We start from the raw sequence: 15,252 nt of genomic DNA on the forward strand, positions 1-15,252 counted from the left end.
TTAATATAAACCCATGACTTCAAATTGAACATACCAAATCACTAACGATACGATATATCCGACTAACACGGTCCAAGCGTATTTCATGTGAGATCCGAAGGTATAAATCCCCCTAAGTTTCCCCATAACTCCCACACCTGCGGCAGAGCCGAAACTAATCAAACTTCCTCCGATTCCTGCCGTCATCGTAACCAACAACCATTGATCGTCGCTCATTGCGGGATTGGCTTTCAATACGGCACTCATGACCGGAACGTTATCGATAATCGCCGATAAAAATCCGACGCCGATATTGACCGTCGTTGCACCGGCATAATCATACAATTTTGCGGCTAAATCTAAGAAGCCTAAAAAATGGAGTCCTCCAACCGCCGCTAAAATACCGAAGAAAAAGAGTAAGGTGTCAAATTCGATTTTTCCTATGGATTTAAAAATGCTGATCGTTTCGTTACTACGGCGCTTGAGTTGATACGTGTAGAGCTTTAAAAGCGAAAGCCCGAAGACCATGCCCCACATCGGCGGCATATGAAAAAGTTGCTGGCATAAAACCGCCGAGACGATCGTTAAAAGACCTAATGCCATCACGACTTTACCGCCCTTTAAAATCACGACTCTTTTTTCCACGCTCGCATCAAAGTGCGGTTTGGAAGAAGGAACGGATAAGGAAAGTAACCATGCCGTTAAAAACCATCCTATAAATGCGGCGGGAAAAAGCCCGAAAAATTCGACGAATGTCGCCTTTTCTGCCATCCACGTCATTAACGTCGTAATATCGCCAAACGGACTCCAAGCACCGCCGGCATTCGCACCGACGACGATATTAATCGCACCGGGGACTAAAAAAGTTTTGTCTTCTTTCTCAATCGTAATCAAAACCGTCGACAAAATGAGTGCCGTCGTCAAATTATCGGCAACGGGGCTGATAAAAAAAGCTAACGTTCCGGTTAACCAAAAAAGTTTTTTATACGAATACCCTTTTGAAACCAGCTTATACTTTAACGTATCAAAAACACGTCGCTCGATCATGACCTCGATAAACGTCATCGCGACCATTAAAAAGAAAAAGATTTCCGCGATTTCCAAAATCAACGCATCGACTTCATGCGTCAAAGGAGCCGTATCCATACCGTTCAGCGCAAAATAGATACCGATAAGAATGAAAATAAACGTCCCCATAAAAAGTGCAGGCTTTGCTTTATTGATGTGATAATTCTCTTCCGCCGCAACGAAATAATAGCCGACCACAAAAATAATCAACGAAACAATGCCGACCCACGAGCTACTTAAATTCTGTCCGCCTGAAGCCCATGTACAGCTCAAAAGCGTTAATAATAATCCGATAATTCGCATATGTGTTAGTTCCTTACGACCATAGTATGTGCACCAAGCGAGGTTTTACGTCGACGCGCGCTTAAAATAATTTCTCTGGATACCGCCAATCTCAATCTTAAAAATTTGCCTATCGGTAACGCCAACATCGCCTCGACACGCTCTTGTGCTTTTGCCAAGCCTTCTTCATCGCGTAAAATACCGGCATAACGCCACATGAGACGGCGCAATTCGTTTTTCAGTTCTTTATCTCCTGCTTGAGACAGACAGGCTTCCGTTTCACTAAAATAATGCTCTTTTCGAGATGAAAAATCGCTTTGCACAATCTCTTGGGCAACGCGGCGCGCAAAAACGAGTCCTTCCAAAAGCGAGTTGCTGGCGAGTCGATTGGCTCCGTGTACCCCTGTATTAGCGCATTCGCCGACCGCAAAAAGATCTTGAACGTTCTCAATACGACCTCTCAAATCGGTGTGAATACCGCCCATAGCATAATGAAACGCCGGAGAAATCGGTATCTTTTGTTCGGGAACGTTATAACCGATCGTTCGCATGTTGTAGTAAATACTCGGGAAGCGCTCTTTAAAGTGTTCATGCGAAAATGCACTCAAATCCAAGTAAACTTCGCGCCCTGTTTTCTGTTTATGTAAAAAAATGGCCCGACTCACGACGTCTCGCGGAGCCAATTCTCCGCGAGAATCATACTCGAACGTAAAGCGTTCCGAATGATCGTCGACGATCATCGCACCCTCGCCGCGAAGCGATTCGCTCAAAAGCTGTTTGCGTACCGCATGTCCCAAAACAAACGCGGTAGGATGAAATTGCATCATCTCCATATCTGCTAAAGCGATTCCGTGATCCAAGCAAATTCCTTGCATATCGGCACTGATCGTTCTGGCATTGGTATGATATTCGTACAAAGAGCCCACGCCGCCGCTTGCGATAACGATTTTCTTAGCGTACAGATTAAAAATCTTACCGGCATGAAAAACGCGTACGCCATAACATGTACCCTCGTCAATGAGCAAATCCGTAACGTGAGTATTGTATAAAACCGGAAAAGGCAATTGTTCCATTAAAAAAAGATGTAAGTAACGTCCGGTTGCATCGCCGCCTGCGTGCAAAATGCGTTGCGTACTGTGTGCGGCTTCTTTAGTATACAGTAACTGTCCCGATGCGTCATGATCAAACGAGAATCCCCGTTCGATCAATTCACGAATAGCGGCAGGTCCTTCGGAGCATAAAACATCGACCGCCGCTTCGTTGCAATGTCCCGCACCCGCTTCAAGCGTATCGCGACGATGCACCGCGACGTCTTGCGCATCTTTGGCAACCGCAACGCCGCCTTGCGCGTAAAACGTATTGCATTCCCATGCATAATCTTTTGAGATTAATAAAACATCGAGATTTTTAGGGAGCCCGAGTGCCGTATTTAAACCGGCGATTCCCGTACCGACGATGAGAACGTCGTATGATGTTTTCATAAAAAGTGCGTTTTCTTCGCAGGAGTCGTCGTATTGGCGTCTTTGTAGACGGGATCACCCTTATAGCCGCATCCCAAAAGGCTCAAGCCTAAACATGCTATAATGAGCACATGAAAGATTCTAAAAGTATAATTTCCCATCTCGTCCGACAACCTTCTATGAAAAAATACGCTCAGATGCGTTGTTACGAAAACTGGCTTGTGCTCTTGCCTCAAAGCTTTACCTCAATGGTGCGCTTTGTGTATACGAAGAACGACACGCTCTTTTTCGTGCTCAATCATCCTTGCGCGAAAATGGAATTCAATTATAAACGCAATTTAATAAAGAGTCTATTAAAAGAGTTTAACGCTCGTTACCCCGAATGCACCTGTTTATGCGTCAAAGAGGTGCAAGCTTTTGTCACGAACCAACCCGTAGAAGAGGAAAAAAAACCGACACCTTCGGCAATTTTTTACGCCGAACAGGCGAAGGGTACTTTCGAAACACAGTGTGACGATCCCACGTTAAAAACCCTTTTCGAAGCCATCAAACAAACGATTCTTACACGTACATGTTAAGCCAAAAACTTAAAAATGCTCCGGAATTTGCGGGCATCTATCAATTTTTCAACGCATCCGGCATGCTCCTTTACGTCGGCAAAGCTAAAAATATTAAAAATCGCGTCAAAAGCTACTTTCGCTTTTCGGGCACGCTAGCACCATCTCCGACGCTATCGTTGCGTATTACGAAAATGATTTTAGAAGTAAGCGATGTCGAATTTATCGTCGTACAAAGCGAACACGACGCTTTAATCTTGGAAAATTCGCTCATCAAACAGCTCAAACCCAAATACAACATCTTGTTAAGAGACGATAAAACCTACCCCTATATCGCCATCAACCTTGCTGAACGGTTTGCGCGTTTTGATATAACGCGTAAAATCGTCGATACGAAACACACACGTTACTTCGGTCCGCTTTCGGGCTCGGCTAAAGCTCTTCTAGAAGCCCTCTACTTGGTCTTCCCGCTTGTGCAAAAAAAAGGATGTCTCAAAGGCAAAAAAGCGTGTCTTTTTTTCCAAATTGGGCGCTGTTTAGCACCTTGCGAAGGACGTATTACCGAGCAAGCTTATCGGGAAATCGTGGAAAAAGCTTTGTCGACATTAAGCGATCAGCGAAAACTCCTTGCCCTTTTAGACGAACGCATGCAAGAAGCTTCCTTGAAACTTAATTTTGAAGAAGCCGCGCATTTAAGAGATACCAAAATTGCGATTCAAAATGCCTTACATGTCACGCATGTAGAACTTAAAAAACTTGAAGACTACGATGTCTTTGCGATTGAAGCAACCGAAAAAACCGCCGTCGTAATGCGCTTATTTATCCGACACGGCAAAATCGTCTCAACGTCGCACTCGTTGCTCCATAATATTTACGGTTTTGAAAAAGACGAGCTTTATCAGCGCGCTCTTTTCGAATTTTACTATCCGATGAACCAAAGCTTTGCCACACATGTACTCACAGCGGAAGCTTTTAGCGAACAAGCCGCAATGGAACGCTTTTTAAGCGAAAAATTTCAGCAAAAAATCGAGATTTCCGTTCCTCAAAAAGGCGAAAAACACGCCCTAACGACTATGGCACGACACAATGCGCAAGAAATTTTGCTGCAAAGCCTTTCAAAAAACCAATCCAGCTTTGCCGAACAATTGCAAAACCTTTTTGATCTTACCACACCTCCGCGACGCATCGAAATTTTCGACAATTCTCACCACGGCGGTAGTGCTCCCGTAGGAGCGATGGTCGTTTGGGAAGACGGATTTGCAAAAAACGCTTATCGCCGATACGCTTTATGTCATAGCGACGAGTATGCCCAAATGCACGAAATGCTAACGCGCCGTATCGAAGATTTTGCCCATGAACCGGCACCGGATTTATGGGTACTCGACGGAGGCGAAACCTTGCTGAAGCTAGCCCGATCGCTCTTGGAAAAACACCGAATGTCCATCGATCTTTTAGCCATCGCGAAAGAAAAAAGAGACGCGAAAGCTTATCGTGCCAAAGGAAATGCCCACGATACGGTTTACAATCTCAAACAAGCGTTCGTCTTACCCGCACACGACAAACGCTTGCAATTTATGCAACGTTTACGCGATGAAGCGCACCGCTTTGCCATTACTTACCACCGCAGTAAAAAGCGGAAAAACGATCTAAGCTTAGAGCTTCAAAATATCGAAGGAATCGGTCAAGCGACGATTCAGAAACTGTTGAGTTATTTTGGATCTTTTGAAGCACTTTATGCCGCAACACAAGAAGAACTCGAGGTCACGGTTGGTAAAAAAAATGCGACCAATATCATTAATTTCTTAAAAAAATAGCTTAATTTTAAGTATAAGTGAGTTAAAATGGACTTTTTAACGTTTACTAAAGGATCTACATTTGATACTTTACGATAAGAATGGTCTTTTTTTGGGAATGGGTAACCAAGAGTTGTACTTGCTAGGCTATGAAGACATCGAAGAGTTTCGTAATTATCACAATGACTTTGCGGATCTTTTTATAAACAAGCCCGGCTTTATCTTCAAATTTAAAAATTTTTCGTGGATTGATTATGCTCTGCACAGCGGCACACCCAATAAACGCGTCTTAATCAAAACTAAAAACGGAAAAGAGCTTGATACTTCGCTGAATATCAACGAAATTTTTCTTTCCAAAGAAATAAACGGCTGTTCGACTTTTTTTAGCGTCGAATTAACCAATGCACCGCTTTATAGCGAAGCACCCGCATCCTTTGCAAACCTCTCTTCCGCAGCGACATCCTCGCTAGACGCTAAAGAATTGCCGAAAGACATTCCTAACGAAACCTCGTTTAACTCGTCTTCGTTTCTCTACGATTATACGCCGACGTCGCCTGCCTCGGATACGCAAAGCCTTACGGTTCCTTTCTTATCGGAGCCCGTCTTGGAAGAGTCCGTTTCTCTCGACGCTTCAAACGTTGAGCATTCGTATCCCCTAAAAGAAGAAGTGCAAGAGTCGTTCGATTTTAAACTCAAATTCGATCATACCGTTTTGGATACGCCACCTTCCGCGGATACGACTTCGCCGCAAAACCTCCTTGCTGAGGAATATCGTTCAATCGATCAGATTGCCCAAGACGATTTTCATTTTACCGAAACTCCCGCATCTCAAAACGTTGAGGATACTTCGATCTTTAATCGCGTAGAAACCGTAGACGAAACGGCACTTGACGAACCGATAGCCTTTGATCTTTGCGATTGCGCAGAGGAACTCGGTCTTGATATTAGCACGTTAGCACAAATCATCGAAGAATACATCGAAAATCTCGATACGGCTATGCCGATTTTGTACCGAGCCGTCCACGACAATAACCGCATTTTGGCGAAAAACGAAAGTCTTAAACTCAAAAGCGTTGCACTCCATTTACATGTCGTACCTCTTTACTATGCATTGGAACATTTGGAAACCGGCTTGGATTTCGATACGAAAGAAGAGTTACTCCAAACGCTTCAGACCTTGCAAGATACGATAGAAATTTTTAAGGAAACCGTTTTATGAAAAGGGTATTGTTCTGTTTTATACTGAGTTGTACGGCATTAACGGCCGATCATTTCCGAGACGGAATGATCGCTTACAAAGCGGGTGATTTCGTGCATGCCAAGGAGCTTTTTGAAGCTGCAATTAAAAAAGAAAACTCCGTACAAGGTTATTTTTATATCGGTAAAATTTATCTTTACGGCGAAGGCATTGAAGCCAACCCTTCGCTTGCTATTCCGTATTTAGAGCAAGCCGTTATGAAAGGAAACATCAAAGCTAAATGTTACCTAGCCGAAGCGTACCTTAAAAGTCGTATTAAGCATGAAGAAGCTACGGTACTATTGCAACAAGGTGCACAAGAGAGTCAAACATGCCTAGAAATTGCTACGGCATACAATATCGTCATAAAACGTTAGGAAAGGACGCGAATCATGAAATTAACCACACAACATACCTTAAAATTAATTAGTCAGTACCCGCTGATTATCCTTTTTATCTTTTCAAGTTACTTTCTTTACTTATCGTATACTCAATTCGATACAACGTTAACGCTTAAAAATAAAATCGAAAGCACCCGTGTTTTAAGTACGTTATCCATCGAACTCGCCAAAGAGAGGGGTTTGAGTGCGTCATACCTTTCAAGCCAAGGAAGTATTGCTGCGGAATCTTTGAAAGAACAACGCATCGTCGTTAACAAAGCGATGAAAGATTTTTACGACTATTATAATGCGCACCATAGCGAAATGTCGCCGCACATTAAAGCCGTTATGGCGCATCTGACAAAAATTCTCGAAATGCACAAAGCCGTCGATACTTTTGCCGTCGACTTTAATAAAATGTTCTTTGATTATTACAGCCAAATTAATACTTTACTTTTAAAAGAACTCGAATCTATCGGAACCATTAATACCAACTCTAATATTTCCAACCTCACGGCGTCTTTAGTTTCCGTTTATAAAAATATCGAATATTTAGGGCAAGAACGCGGTTTCGTCTCAAAAATTTTAAGTCAATACGTTCCTTTCAGTCCTAAAGATTTGGAAACGTGGATTACGATTTTTAGCGTTTCGAATATTTTTGACCATACGACGATTAACGATGCATCGGCTCGAGGTCAGATCGAAAATCTTTATAAATTGCCTGAAAATCAAAAAATTGAAGCAGAAATTACGCAAGCCAAGAGTGAATTGATTACTGCGGCTCAAAGCGGTGAATACTTGATCGATCCGACGCTTTGGTTTGGTTTATTAACAAAAAAAATCGATCTACTCGACAAATCCGCTCAAATTATTAAAAGTTCATTGACTGCTGAAGAAAAAAGCTACGACAACCAAAATATCGGACAACTTATCGGTGCCGGATTGACATGGATTATCTCCATTGTATTGATGTTCTTAGGCTTTGGACTTGCCAATCAATTTAGGAAAAACGTTCGCGGACTCGAAAACATTTTTAGCCGTGTCGAAGAACTTGCCGAAACCAAAGAAAAAGTCGACTTCAATACCACAGAAGGTATGAATACGGCATATGCCATTATCGATAAAGCTATCGAAAACATTGCAAAAGAGAAACAAAATGCCGAAGAAGCAAGTGCCGCAAAAAGTATCTTTCTTGCGAATATGTCACATGAAATTCGTACGCCGCTTAACGGTATTATCGGTTTTACTGAATTGCTTAAAAATTCCGATCTTGATGAAGAAAAACGTGAATTTGTCGACGTAATCGAGAAAAGCTCTGAAAACCTCTTAGCCATTATTAACAATATTTTGGATCTTTCCAAAGTCGAAAGCAATAAAATTGAAATCGACGAAGGTCTGTTCTCCCCGATCGACGAATTTGAAAATGCCGTCGAAGTTTACGGACCTAAAGCAGCCGAAAAGAATATTCAACTCTCTCTTTATATCGATCCTAGCCTTCATAATTACCTTAAAGGCGATGCCGTTAAAATCAAAGAGGTTCTTATCAACCTTATGAGTAATGCCGTTAAGTTTACGCCGAATAACGGACAAATTACTGTTGAAATCAAACGACTTAATGACGCTCCGCTTGATCGCGCCCGCGTTTTATTTAGCGTTCAAGATTCCGGTATCGGTATTCATAAAGATAAGATCGACGGAATTTTTGATGCTTTCAACCAAGCCGATTCTACCATTACGCGTAAATTCGGCGGTACGGGTCTTGGGTTAACCATTTCTTCAAAATACATTGCGCTTATGGGCGGACAACTTGAAGTCGAAAGTGAAGAAGGACAAGGTAGCCGCTTCTTTTTCGCATTGGATCTTATTGAAACGACATCAAGCGGTACGGATTACAGGAACCATTTCAGCGATTTTAATTGTGCGCTTTATTCTCCGCTTAACGGTGCCAAAGCACATACGGAGTTTATGTTCGATTATCTTAGCTATTTTGGCGCCCAAACCAAGTACTATACCGACTTTCCTTCGTTAAAAAATATGATTTTTAAATCCGGAAGCAACATTATTATTGCCGATTACAATAATCTTACGAAAGAAGAGCTTGAAGAGTATAAAAAAATTAAACTGCCGATCCTTTTAATTTTCAAACCTTCTCAGCAAGCACGCTTTAATGAATTTAACACCAAATACATTACGCCGATTTACGAGCCTATCAATGTTTCTAAACTGGTGAAAGCGTTGGAATCCAAACGCGAATTTTTGCCGGTTAAAGAGAATAAGCCCGAACAAGAAAAACCGATACAACGTACAACGTTAGGAACGAAATTCAAAGCCGACGTCTTAGTCGCTGAAGATAACGAAATCAACCAAAAGCTGATTCGACGTACGTTGGAAGATTTAGGGCTTACCATTACAATCGTTCCCAACGGTCTTCAGGCCTTAGAAAAACGTCGTACGGATACGTTCGATATGATTTTTATGGATATTGCAATGCCCGTTATGGACGGAATTGAAGCAACGCATAAAATTTTAGAATACGAAGAAAAAAATCATTTGGCACACATCCCGATTGTTGCGATTACTGCCAATGCGCTTAAAGGTGATCGTGAACGCTTTATGAAAGAAGGCTTGGACGAGTATATTACGAAACCGATTAAAAAAGACAGCATTATTACGATTTTAAATCTTTTTATCCCCAATAAAATCGACGATGCTTATGAGGCACCGTTAGTCTCATCCGCTTCCAATAAGCCTAAAGAAGCACTCAGTACCCAAGAAGAGACTGAAAAAGAGCTTGTTGCGATACCCGAGGTTGAAGAAGAAAAACCTATTGCGGTACCGGATTTTTCTACCCTCGAAAAAAGTAAAGAACCGCAGTTGGAAGCACCATCACGTTTAGCACCAGAAGAACCTTTATCTTTTCCATCACGAGACGTTATCGTTTTAAAGAAAAGCTCAATAGAAACAAAAATTTTTACAAGTGTGTTGAGCAAGATGTGTGAGAAAGTTGATCCGGCTTCTTCTTTTAGCGACTTGAAAAGTAAATTGGAACAAAATAGCTATAAAGTCGTTCTTTTTGATAAAGAGATGCTTTTAGACGATCCGAAAAGTTTCGTAGACTGGATCGGCGAAACGGCAAAGAGACATCGTATCGCACATATTCATACCGTTATGTTTATTGACCCTAAAGAGAAAAATCTCGACAATGCCGATCTATTTGATAGCGTACTACCAAATCAAATTAGCAAAAAAGATCTTGAAACACTGATTCAAAAGTTTATTTAAAAGGCTAAATGATGGAAAAACAGTTAAAAATTCTAGCGGTCGACGATGATTTTATCAATCTAAAGCTTATAAGCTCTATGTTACGCAAAAATCCCAACGTCGGTATTATTATTGAAGCGACCAACGGACTTGATGCCATCAACCTTTTAAAAACGCAAGGAGATATCGATCTTGTCTTACTGGATATCAAAATGCCGGTTATGGACGGTATAGAGTTTTTAGCGAACGTGCAATCGATGGTAGAGTTTAAAAAATTACCTATTATCGTTCTTACGACGGACGAAACGCGTAAAAACGAGGCGTTTAATCACGGGGCATTTGATTTTCTGGTCAAACCGATTAGAGAGCATGACCTCAGCGGTAAAATCGCAAAAGTTGCCGATCTTTTTTAAAAGACCGGCTCCCTCCCTATTTCCCGTTAATGCTTGATTACGGCATTAATTTGATCGTACAGCGACGTAATTTCTCTTTTTTTAGCAATAAAACTATTCTTGTTAGCGATCAAATAGGCAGATGATTCCAAAATCGTTTCGACGACTTTAAGTCCGTTTTGTTTCATCGTACTTCCCGTTTCGACAATATCGACAATCACATCCGACAGACCGACAAGCGGCGCAAGTTCGATAGAGCCATATAATTTGATAATATCAACGGCCATCGCTTTTTTCGAAAAATATTTTTGAGCAATATGCGTCATTTTTGTTGCAACTTTTAACTCGGGTGCACTGTAATCGATCTCTTTTCCTTCTTGAATGCCTACACAAACTTTGCATCTACCGATACCAAGATCGAGTAAGCGAAGTAAATCTTCATCTTTTTCTTCCAAAACATCTAATCCTACAACGCCGATATCGGCTGCTTGATGCAGTACGTACGCAGGAACGTCTTGATTACGTACTAATAAAAAACGAAAGGTATCTACTTCTAAAATTAATTTTCTATCGTCAAAACGAAACGCTTTCCCAAAAATTTTTTCAAAAATATCAAGCGTTTCATCCGCAATTCTACCTTTAGGTAGTGCTACCGTTAACATGTCTGTCCTTTTATGCTAAATGTGCTTCTTTAATCGTCCTTAACATTCCTCGAAAAATCAAAGAGCGATCAAAAATAGCATTGGAAAAAAATTTGGAGAAAAATTTACCGTCTCCCCCCGTGAAATAAATCCTCTTATCCTTACATGTCACTTCCAACAATAAAATAATCGAACGAATAACGCCGTAAGATAATGCATCGCTCGTTTTTTGAGGTAAGGCATCTAAAGAGATGTTGGGATTTAAAGGCATTTCCAATCGAGGAGAAATGGAAGCGAAAGCACGCTCATACGCACTAATCCCCGGTACAATAAAACCGCCTAAATGCATACCGCCGGACATAATATCAACGGTAACGGCACTGCCGGCATCGACAATCATACCATCCTTAACCGTCGAGCATGCCGCGATACGATCAATGCCCAAACCTTGATAAATCGTGTCGAATTCAAAATAAGGTTCTAGATCGATATACCCTTCTTTCGCTTGTAAAAATTGCGTAAGTGCTTGATTGACGCTAATGTAAAAAATCTTTTCTTGCGTACGAAACTCTTTAAACTGTTTATGCGGCATATTCCACATTTTACCGTCTTGGTAAAAATCGACATTAGAATTACCGATATCACACAATATCATGATAAATTTTCCACCCTTCCGCATTCAATAATGCTTGGGCTTTAGAACACAAAGGAGCATGTAAAATAATATGTTTGTAAAAATACCGATGGTCTTTAGCGGCTTCAAGTGTTTGTTCTAAAGCAAATATTTCATAAGCATGCCGTACAAGAAATCGACTCTTTTGCTCGACACGAAATACGACATGGTAGTAAGATTTCAAATCGACACCGCTAAAAACAGTTACTTTTTTTCGTGTTTTTAGTGCTGCGGGGAGAATCGTTTCCAGAGATGAAAAAACGATTCGTTTGCCGCAAATACGTTCAATCATCTCTTTCATAATGCAAAAGCCTACGACACCTATGGTTTTCGATTTAATTTAAAAAAGCGATCTTTGTAATAGAACGTATCGCCGTTCGTATAAATATGGGTTTCGATTTGATCCGGCATTTGGTAAACGTTTGTCGAAACTAACTCTAAATCGCTTGCGATCATATAACCGCTTTTTTCAATCATGTAAATATAATCGCCGTAAATCGTACCCGAAAAAATCGCAAACGGGAATTTACGTTCTTTTAAAACTTTTAAATCGGCATCCGTCAACAGGACCTGTCCGTCTTTGGTAAAAACAAAAATGCGATTGGACAATACGATGACGTCTTTTACCTCTTTTTCCAAAAAGCTAATCGACTTTGGACTGATGGAAACGACTTTACTTTTTGTTGCCGCAACCAACCTATCGCCTAAAACTTGTAAGTAGATGATATTGCCGAAAAACTTATCGTTACTCACGACAATATCGCGAATCGGTTTCTTGCTTTGTTCATCGACAATCACGAGTTTACCGTCAAGCGTCGGAAATACGATAAGATCGCCCAAGAAATACGGTGCCGCAATACGTGAATCTAATACGTACACGTTATCTTGCTTAATATGCATCGTCTCTTTACCGTCGTTAATATCGATCAAAACGAGTTCATTCGAACCTAAAACCAATGCGAGCGTATTGCCTTTAAGTGCTGCGGAAGCCACCGCGATTTGGCACTCTTTAGAATAGAGCTCTTTTTGATTAGCATCGATAATTTTTAAAGCTCCGCATTTTGACGTCGCAACGTAACGTCCTTGATTATCCGCTAAATACGAAAATCCTTGCGGTAACTTCACGTTTAAAAGCCCCTCTTTGGTAATCACTTGCCCGTTTTCTAACGTTGCACCTGCTCTTAAAGCATCGTGAATAGGAGCGGGAAGTGAGCCGTCGTAACTGATTTTACCTGAAAGCACTTCAGGTTCAAAATATTGTCGTTTCGTTCCGCAACCGCTTATGAGCAACAATAAAGCCAAGAGTGTAAAAACAATTTTTGCCTGTCTCATCATTTTAAACCTTGATAATGTTCTAGATTTTTTGCAATCTGTTTTAAAGGCGAAGTAACATCTATTTGTGAAAGTTTTAAACGCGCTTCTTCAATTTTATTTTCATTCAGCAATCGATAGCCTTCTTGCAATAAGGTCATATCTTTAAACAATTCGCTTGAAGCGGGTTGCGTGTTTTCAAGTTGCGCGAGTTGATAACGGGCAATATCCGCTAAAATAGCGTCTTCTTTAGACTCGGCAACGATTTTAAGTGCCTCCTTGTCTCCCGTTTGCAATGCTTTTTCAAAAAGAAACATCGTATAAAGCTTAGGATTTTGTTGTTTGAGCGTCTCAAGGGCTTGCGCATTGGAGGCATCTTTTAAAAGCGTATGGTACGCTACGTTAGAGCTGTGAAGTTTGCGCTCTTTCATCCAATCGTTTAACGCATACGCAGCCGCACCCAAAGCGACGCATACGACAAACGCGATAATGTATTTTTTATTACGATTAAAAAATCTTTCACCTTTAATCATACCCTCTAAAAACTGTTCTTCGGTACTGATCTCTTCTTGGACCGCCTTAAAATTTTCCTTGAGTCCCAAATACGAATCCTTCTTAAGCAATTTTTTGAAAAATAGTGTCATAGTTTATCACAACAAATCTAAAAACCCACTAATACCGTTTCAGTATTACCACAAAGAGATTGTGTTATAATCGATTTCTAAAAAAATGCGATCTAAGGATACCTTTTAGTATGAAAATCGACGACGCTTTATTATCAAAACTCGAAAAACTCTCTTCTTTGCGCATTAGCGAAGAAAAACGAGAAGGTGTCATCCAGCAACTGAGCGAAATCGTCGCTTTTGTCGAAAATCTAAACGAATTAAATCTTGAAAATGAGGAAGCCTCGTTTACGACGCTTCAAGGAGGCACGCCGTTTCGTGAAGACGTACCGAATAGCCATTCTACCGTCGTCGAAACCATTTTAGCACATGCGCCTCAAAGTGAGGACGGTTTTTTTGTTGTTCCGAAAATTATCGAATAACGCTTTGACAGCGTCTTTTAATACGAGATTAACTCTGTAAGGATACCCCGTTATGAGCGCCCTCAATATTAAAGCTTTACTCAAAAACGTCGTTGCCTATAAAGCTTCCGATTTACATTTAATCAGCCGTAGCGAACCTCAAATCCGTATCGACGGCAAGCTGGTACCGCTCGATATGGAAACGCTCAACGGAACCGCGATCGAAGAGATGTGCTACACGCTTATTACCGATAAACAGAAAAAGAAGCTTGAAGAAGAAAAAGAACTCGATTTTGCCATTATGTTCCCCGATATCGGACGTTTTCGCGCCAATTATTACTATACAATCAACGGTGATCTTGCCGCGGCATTTAGAATTATTCCGATTAACATTCCCTCTTTGGACGAGTTAAATACTCCAATTGTTTTTAAAGAACTCGTTAAACGCGAAAAAGGGCTTATTCTCGTCACCGGCCCTACCGGTAGCGGTAAATCCACGACACTTGCGGCATTGTTGAACGAAATCAACGTGTACGAACATCGCCATATTATTACGATCGAGGATCCCGTCGAGTTCATTCATACCAATAAAAAAGCTCTTTTTTCCCACCGTAACGTCGGAGACGATACTAAAAGTTTCGCACGCGCTCTCAAATTTTCGCTCCGTCAAGATCCGGACATTATTCTCGTCGGCGAGATGAGGGATCAAGAAACGATTAGTACTGCTATTACCGCCGCAGAAACGGGTCACTTGGTTATGGGAACCTTACATACCAACTCCGCCGTTCAAACGATTAACCGAATCGTCGATAGCTTTGAGGGCGCGGAACAGGTTCAAGTCCGTAACATGCTTGCAACTTCGCTTTATGCGATTATTTCGCAAAGCCTTTTGCCTAAAATCGGAGGCGGACGGGTGGCTATTCATGAAATTATGATCAATAATTCCGCTATCGCCAATCTGATTCGCGAGAACAAGATTCATCAAATTTATTCTCAGATGCAATTAAACCAACAAAAAACGGGCATGTTAACGCAAACGCAGGCTATGATGAAAGCTTTACGCGCCAATTTAATTACGAAAGACGATGCTATTCGCTACTCGACGCAACCGCAAGAACTGTTGAATAATATGGGTCTTTAGCGATTAGCCATGACATTTTACAAAGATTACAGCTTTTTCACGTTATACTCAAC

15 protein-coding genes are annotated in these 15,252 nt (G+C 41.2%); 8 read left to right on the forward strand and 7 right to left on the reverse strand.

What is annotated here, in order from left to right; genetic code table 11:
- Together nhaD and nadB are read right to left on the reverse strand one after the other, a co-directional pair.
- Positions 1-1,350 (reverse strand): sodium:proton antiporter NhaD, encoded by a 1,350-nt coding sequence (gene nhaD, locus NL930_RS09950; RefSeq protein WP_254376581.1) that lies wholly within the window; start codon positions 1,348-1,350, stop codon positions 1-3.
- A gap of 5 nt (positions 1,351-1,355) precedes the next feature.
- Complete coding sequence (gene nadB / locus NL930_RS09955) at positions 1,356-2,810, reverse strand: L-aspartate oxidase (RefSeq protein ID WP_254376582.1); 1,455 nt, start codon at positions 2,808-2,810, stop codon at positions 1,356-1,358.
- A gap of 110 nt (positions 2,811-2,920) precedes the next feature.
- Between nadB and NL930_RS09960 the strand changes: the two genes are divergently transcribed.
- The 6 genes from NL930_RS09960 to NL930_RS09985 all read left to right on the forward strand — a co-directional run bounded on the left by NL930_RS09960 (position 2,921) and on the right by NL930_RS09985 (position 10,430).
- Positions 2,921-3,367, forward strand: coding sequence for a hypothetical protein (locus NL930_RS09960; RefSeq protein WP_254376583.1), 447 nt, complete (start codon positions 2,921-2,923; stop codon positions 3,365-3,367).
- Positions 3,361-5,160 carry an excinuclease ABC subunit UvrC gene (uvrC, locus tag NL930_RS09965; protein WP_254376584.1) on the forward strand — a complete coding sequence of 600 codons (1,800 nt, stop codon included), beginning with the start codon at positions 3,361-3,363 and terminating at the stop codon, positions 5,158-5,160. Before NL930_RS09960 ends, uvrC begins: the two co-directional genes overlap by 7 nt.
- Before the next feature lie 61 nt (positions 5,161-5,221).
- On the forward strand, positions 5,222-6,358 hold the full coding sequence (locus NL930_RS09970; protein WP_254376585.1) for a hypothetical protein: 1,137 nt from the start codon (positions 5,222-5,224) through the stop codon (positions 6,356-6,358).
- Positions 6,355-6,753: a sel1 repeat family protein gene (locus NL930_RS09975; protein ID WP_039672343.1), complete on the forward strand. Its 399-nt coding sequence runs from the start codon at positions 6,355-6,357 to the stop codon at positions 6,751-6,753. The genes NL930_RS09970 and NL930_RS09975 overlap by 4 nt, the downstream gene beginning before the upstream one ends.
- 15 nt (positions 6,754-6,768) lie before the next feature.
- A complete protein-coding gene (locus NL930_RS09980; protein WP_254376586.1) occupies positions 6,769-10,038 on the forward strand; it encodes an ATP-binding protein in 3,270 nt (1,089 codons plus the stop codon).
- A gap of 11 nt (positions 10,039-10,049) precedes the next feature.
- Entirely contained in the window at positions 10,050-10,430 is a 381-nt protein-coding gene (locus NL930_RS09985) for a response regulator (RefSeq protein ID WP_254376587.1), read from the forward strand.
- Positions 10,431-10,456: 26 nt separating this feature from the next.
- Here the strand turns inward: NL930_RS09985 and hisG are convergent, their stop codons facing one another.
- From hisG to NL930_RS10010, 5 genes are read right to left on the reverse strand one after another with little or no spacing between them, the layout of a single operon-like run.
- Positions 10,457-11,071: an ATP phosphoribosyltransferase gene (hisG, locus tag NL930_RS09990; protein ID WP_039672341.1), complete on the reverse strand. Its 615-nt coding sequence runs from the start codon at positions 11,069-11,071 to the stop codon at positions 10,457-10,459.
- Between the two features lie 10 nt (positions 11,072-11,081).
- Positions 11,082-11,705 carry a type III pantothenate kinase gene (locus NL930_RS09995; RefSeq protein WP_039672340.1) on the reverse strand — a complete coding sequence of 208 codons (624 nt, stop codon included), beginning with the start codon at positions 11,703-11,705 and terminating at the stop codon, positions 11,082-11,084.
- Positions 11,692-12,024 carry a hypothetical protein gene (locus tag NL930_RS10000; RefSeq protein ID WP_039672339.1) on the reverse strand — a complete coding sequence of 111 codons (333 nt, stop codon included), beginning with the start codon at positions 12,022-12,024 and terminating at the stop codon, positions 11,692-11,694. Before NL930_RS10000 ends, NL930_RS09995 begins: the two co-directional genes overlap by 14 nt.
- A 20-nt stretch (positions 12,025-12,044) precedes the next feature.
- Positions 12,045-13,055 carry a PQQ-binding-like beta-propeller repeat protein gene (locus NL930_RS10005; protein WP_039672502.1) on the reverse strand — a complete coding sequence of 337 codons (1,011 nt, stop codon included), beginning with the start codon at positions 13,053-13,055 and terminating at the stop codon, positions 12,045-12,047.
- On the reverse strand, positions 13,055-13,636 hold the full coding sequence (locus tag NL930_RS10010; protein WP_039672338.1) for a tetratricopeptide repeat protein: 582 nt from the start codon (positions 13,634-13,636) through the stop codon (positions 13,055-13,057). The genes NL930_RS10005 and NL930_RS10010 overlap by 1 nt, the downstream gene beginning before the upstream one ends.
- Before the next feature lie 152 nt (positions 13,637-13,788).
- Between NL930_RS10010 and gatC the strand changes: the two genes are divergently transcribed.
- Positions 13,789-14,079, forward strand: a complete 291-nt coding sequence (gatC, locus tag NL930_RS10015) for an Asp-tRNA(Asn)/Glu-tRNA(Gln) amidotransferase subunit GatC (RefSeq protein WP_039672337.1) — start codon at positions 13,789-13,791, stop codon at positions 14,077-14,079.
- A 52-nt stretch (positions 14,080-14,131) separates the two neighbouring features.
- On the forward strand, positions 14,132-15,199 hold the full coding sequence (locus NL930_RS10020) for a type IV pilus twitching motility protein PilT (protein ID WP_039672336.1): 1,068 nt from the start codon (positions 14,132-14,134) through the stop codon (positions 15,197-15,199).
- Positions 15,200-15,252 lie beyond the last annotated feature (53 nt).

It is taken from the genome of Sulfurospirillum sp. hDNRA2 (assembly GCF_024206095.2).
In the GTDB taxonomy this organism is placed as follows: domain Bacteria; phylum Campylobacterota; class Campylobacteria; order Campylobacterales; family Sulfurospirillaceae; genus Sulfurospirillum.

What these genes read in the sequence shown, in the direction of transcription:
- nhaD (WP_254376581.1), bottom strand. Translation starts at nt 1,350, where the DNA reads ATGCGAATTATCGGATTATTATTAACGCTTTTGAGCTGTACATGGGCT.
- nadB (WP_254376582.1), bottom strand. Translation starts at nt 2,810, where the DNA reads ATGAAAACATCATACGACGTTCTCATCGTCGGTACGGGAATCGCCGGT.
- NL930_RS09960 (WP_254376583.1), top strand. Translation starts at nt 2,921, where the DNA reads ATGAAAGATTCTAAAAGTATAATTTCCCATCTCGTCCGACAACCTTCT.
- uvrC (WP_254376584.1), top strand. Translation starts at nt 3,361, where the DNA reads ATGTTAAGCCAAAAACTTAAAAATGCTCCGGAATTTGCGGGCATCTAT.
- NL930_RS09975 (WP_039672343.1), top strand. Translation starts at nt 6,355, where the DNA reads ATGAAAAGGGTATTGTTCTGTTTTATACTGAGTTGTACGGCATTAACG.
- NL930_RS09980 (WP_254376586.1), top strand. Translation starts at nt 6,769, where the DNA reads ATGAAATTAACCACACAACATACCTTAAAATTAATTAGTCAGTACCCG.
- NL930_RS09985 (WP_254376587.1), top strand. Translation starts at nt 10,050, where the DNA reads ATGGAAAAACAGTTAAAAATTCTAGCGGTCGACGATGATTTTATCAAT.
- hisG (WP_039672341.1), bottom strand. Translation starts at nt 11,071, where the DNA reads ATGTTAACGGTAGCACTACCTAAAGGTAGAATTGCGGATGAAACGCTT.
- NL930_RS09995 (WP_039672340.1), bottom strand. Translation starts at nt 11,705, where the DNA reads ATGATATTGTGTGATATCGGTAATTCTAATGTCGATTTTTACCAAGAC.
- NL930_RS10000 (WP_039672339.1), bottom strand. Translation starts at nt 12,024, where the DNA reads ATGAAAGAGATGATTGAACGTATTTGCGGCAAACGAATCGTTTTTTCA.
- NL930_RS10005 (WP_039672502.1), bottom strand. Translation starts at nt 13,055, where the DNA reads ATGAGACAGGCAAAAATTGTTTTTACACTCTTGGCTTTATTGTTGCTC.
- gatC (WP_039672337.1), top strand. Translation starts at nt 13,789, where the DNA reads ATGAAAATCGACGACGCTTTATTATCAAAACTCGAAAAACTCTCTTCT.
- NL930_RS10020 (WP_039672336.1), top strand. Translation starts at nt 14,132, where the DNA reads ATGAGCGCCCTCAATATTAAAGCTTTACTCAAAAACGTCGTTGCCTAT.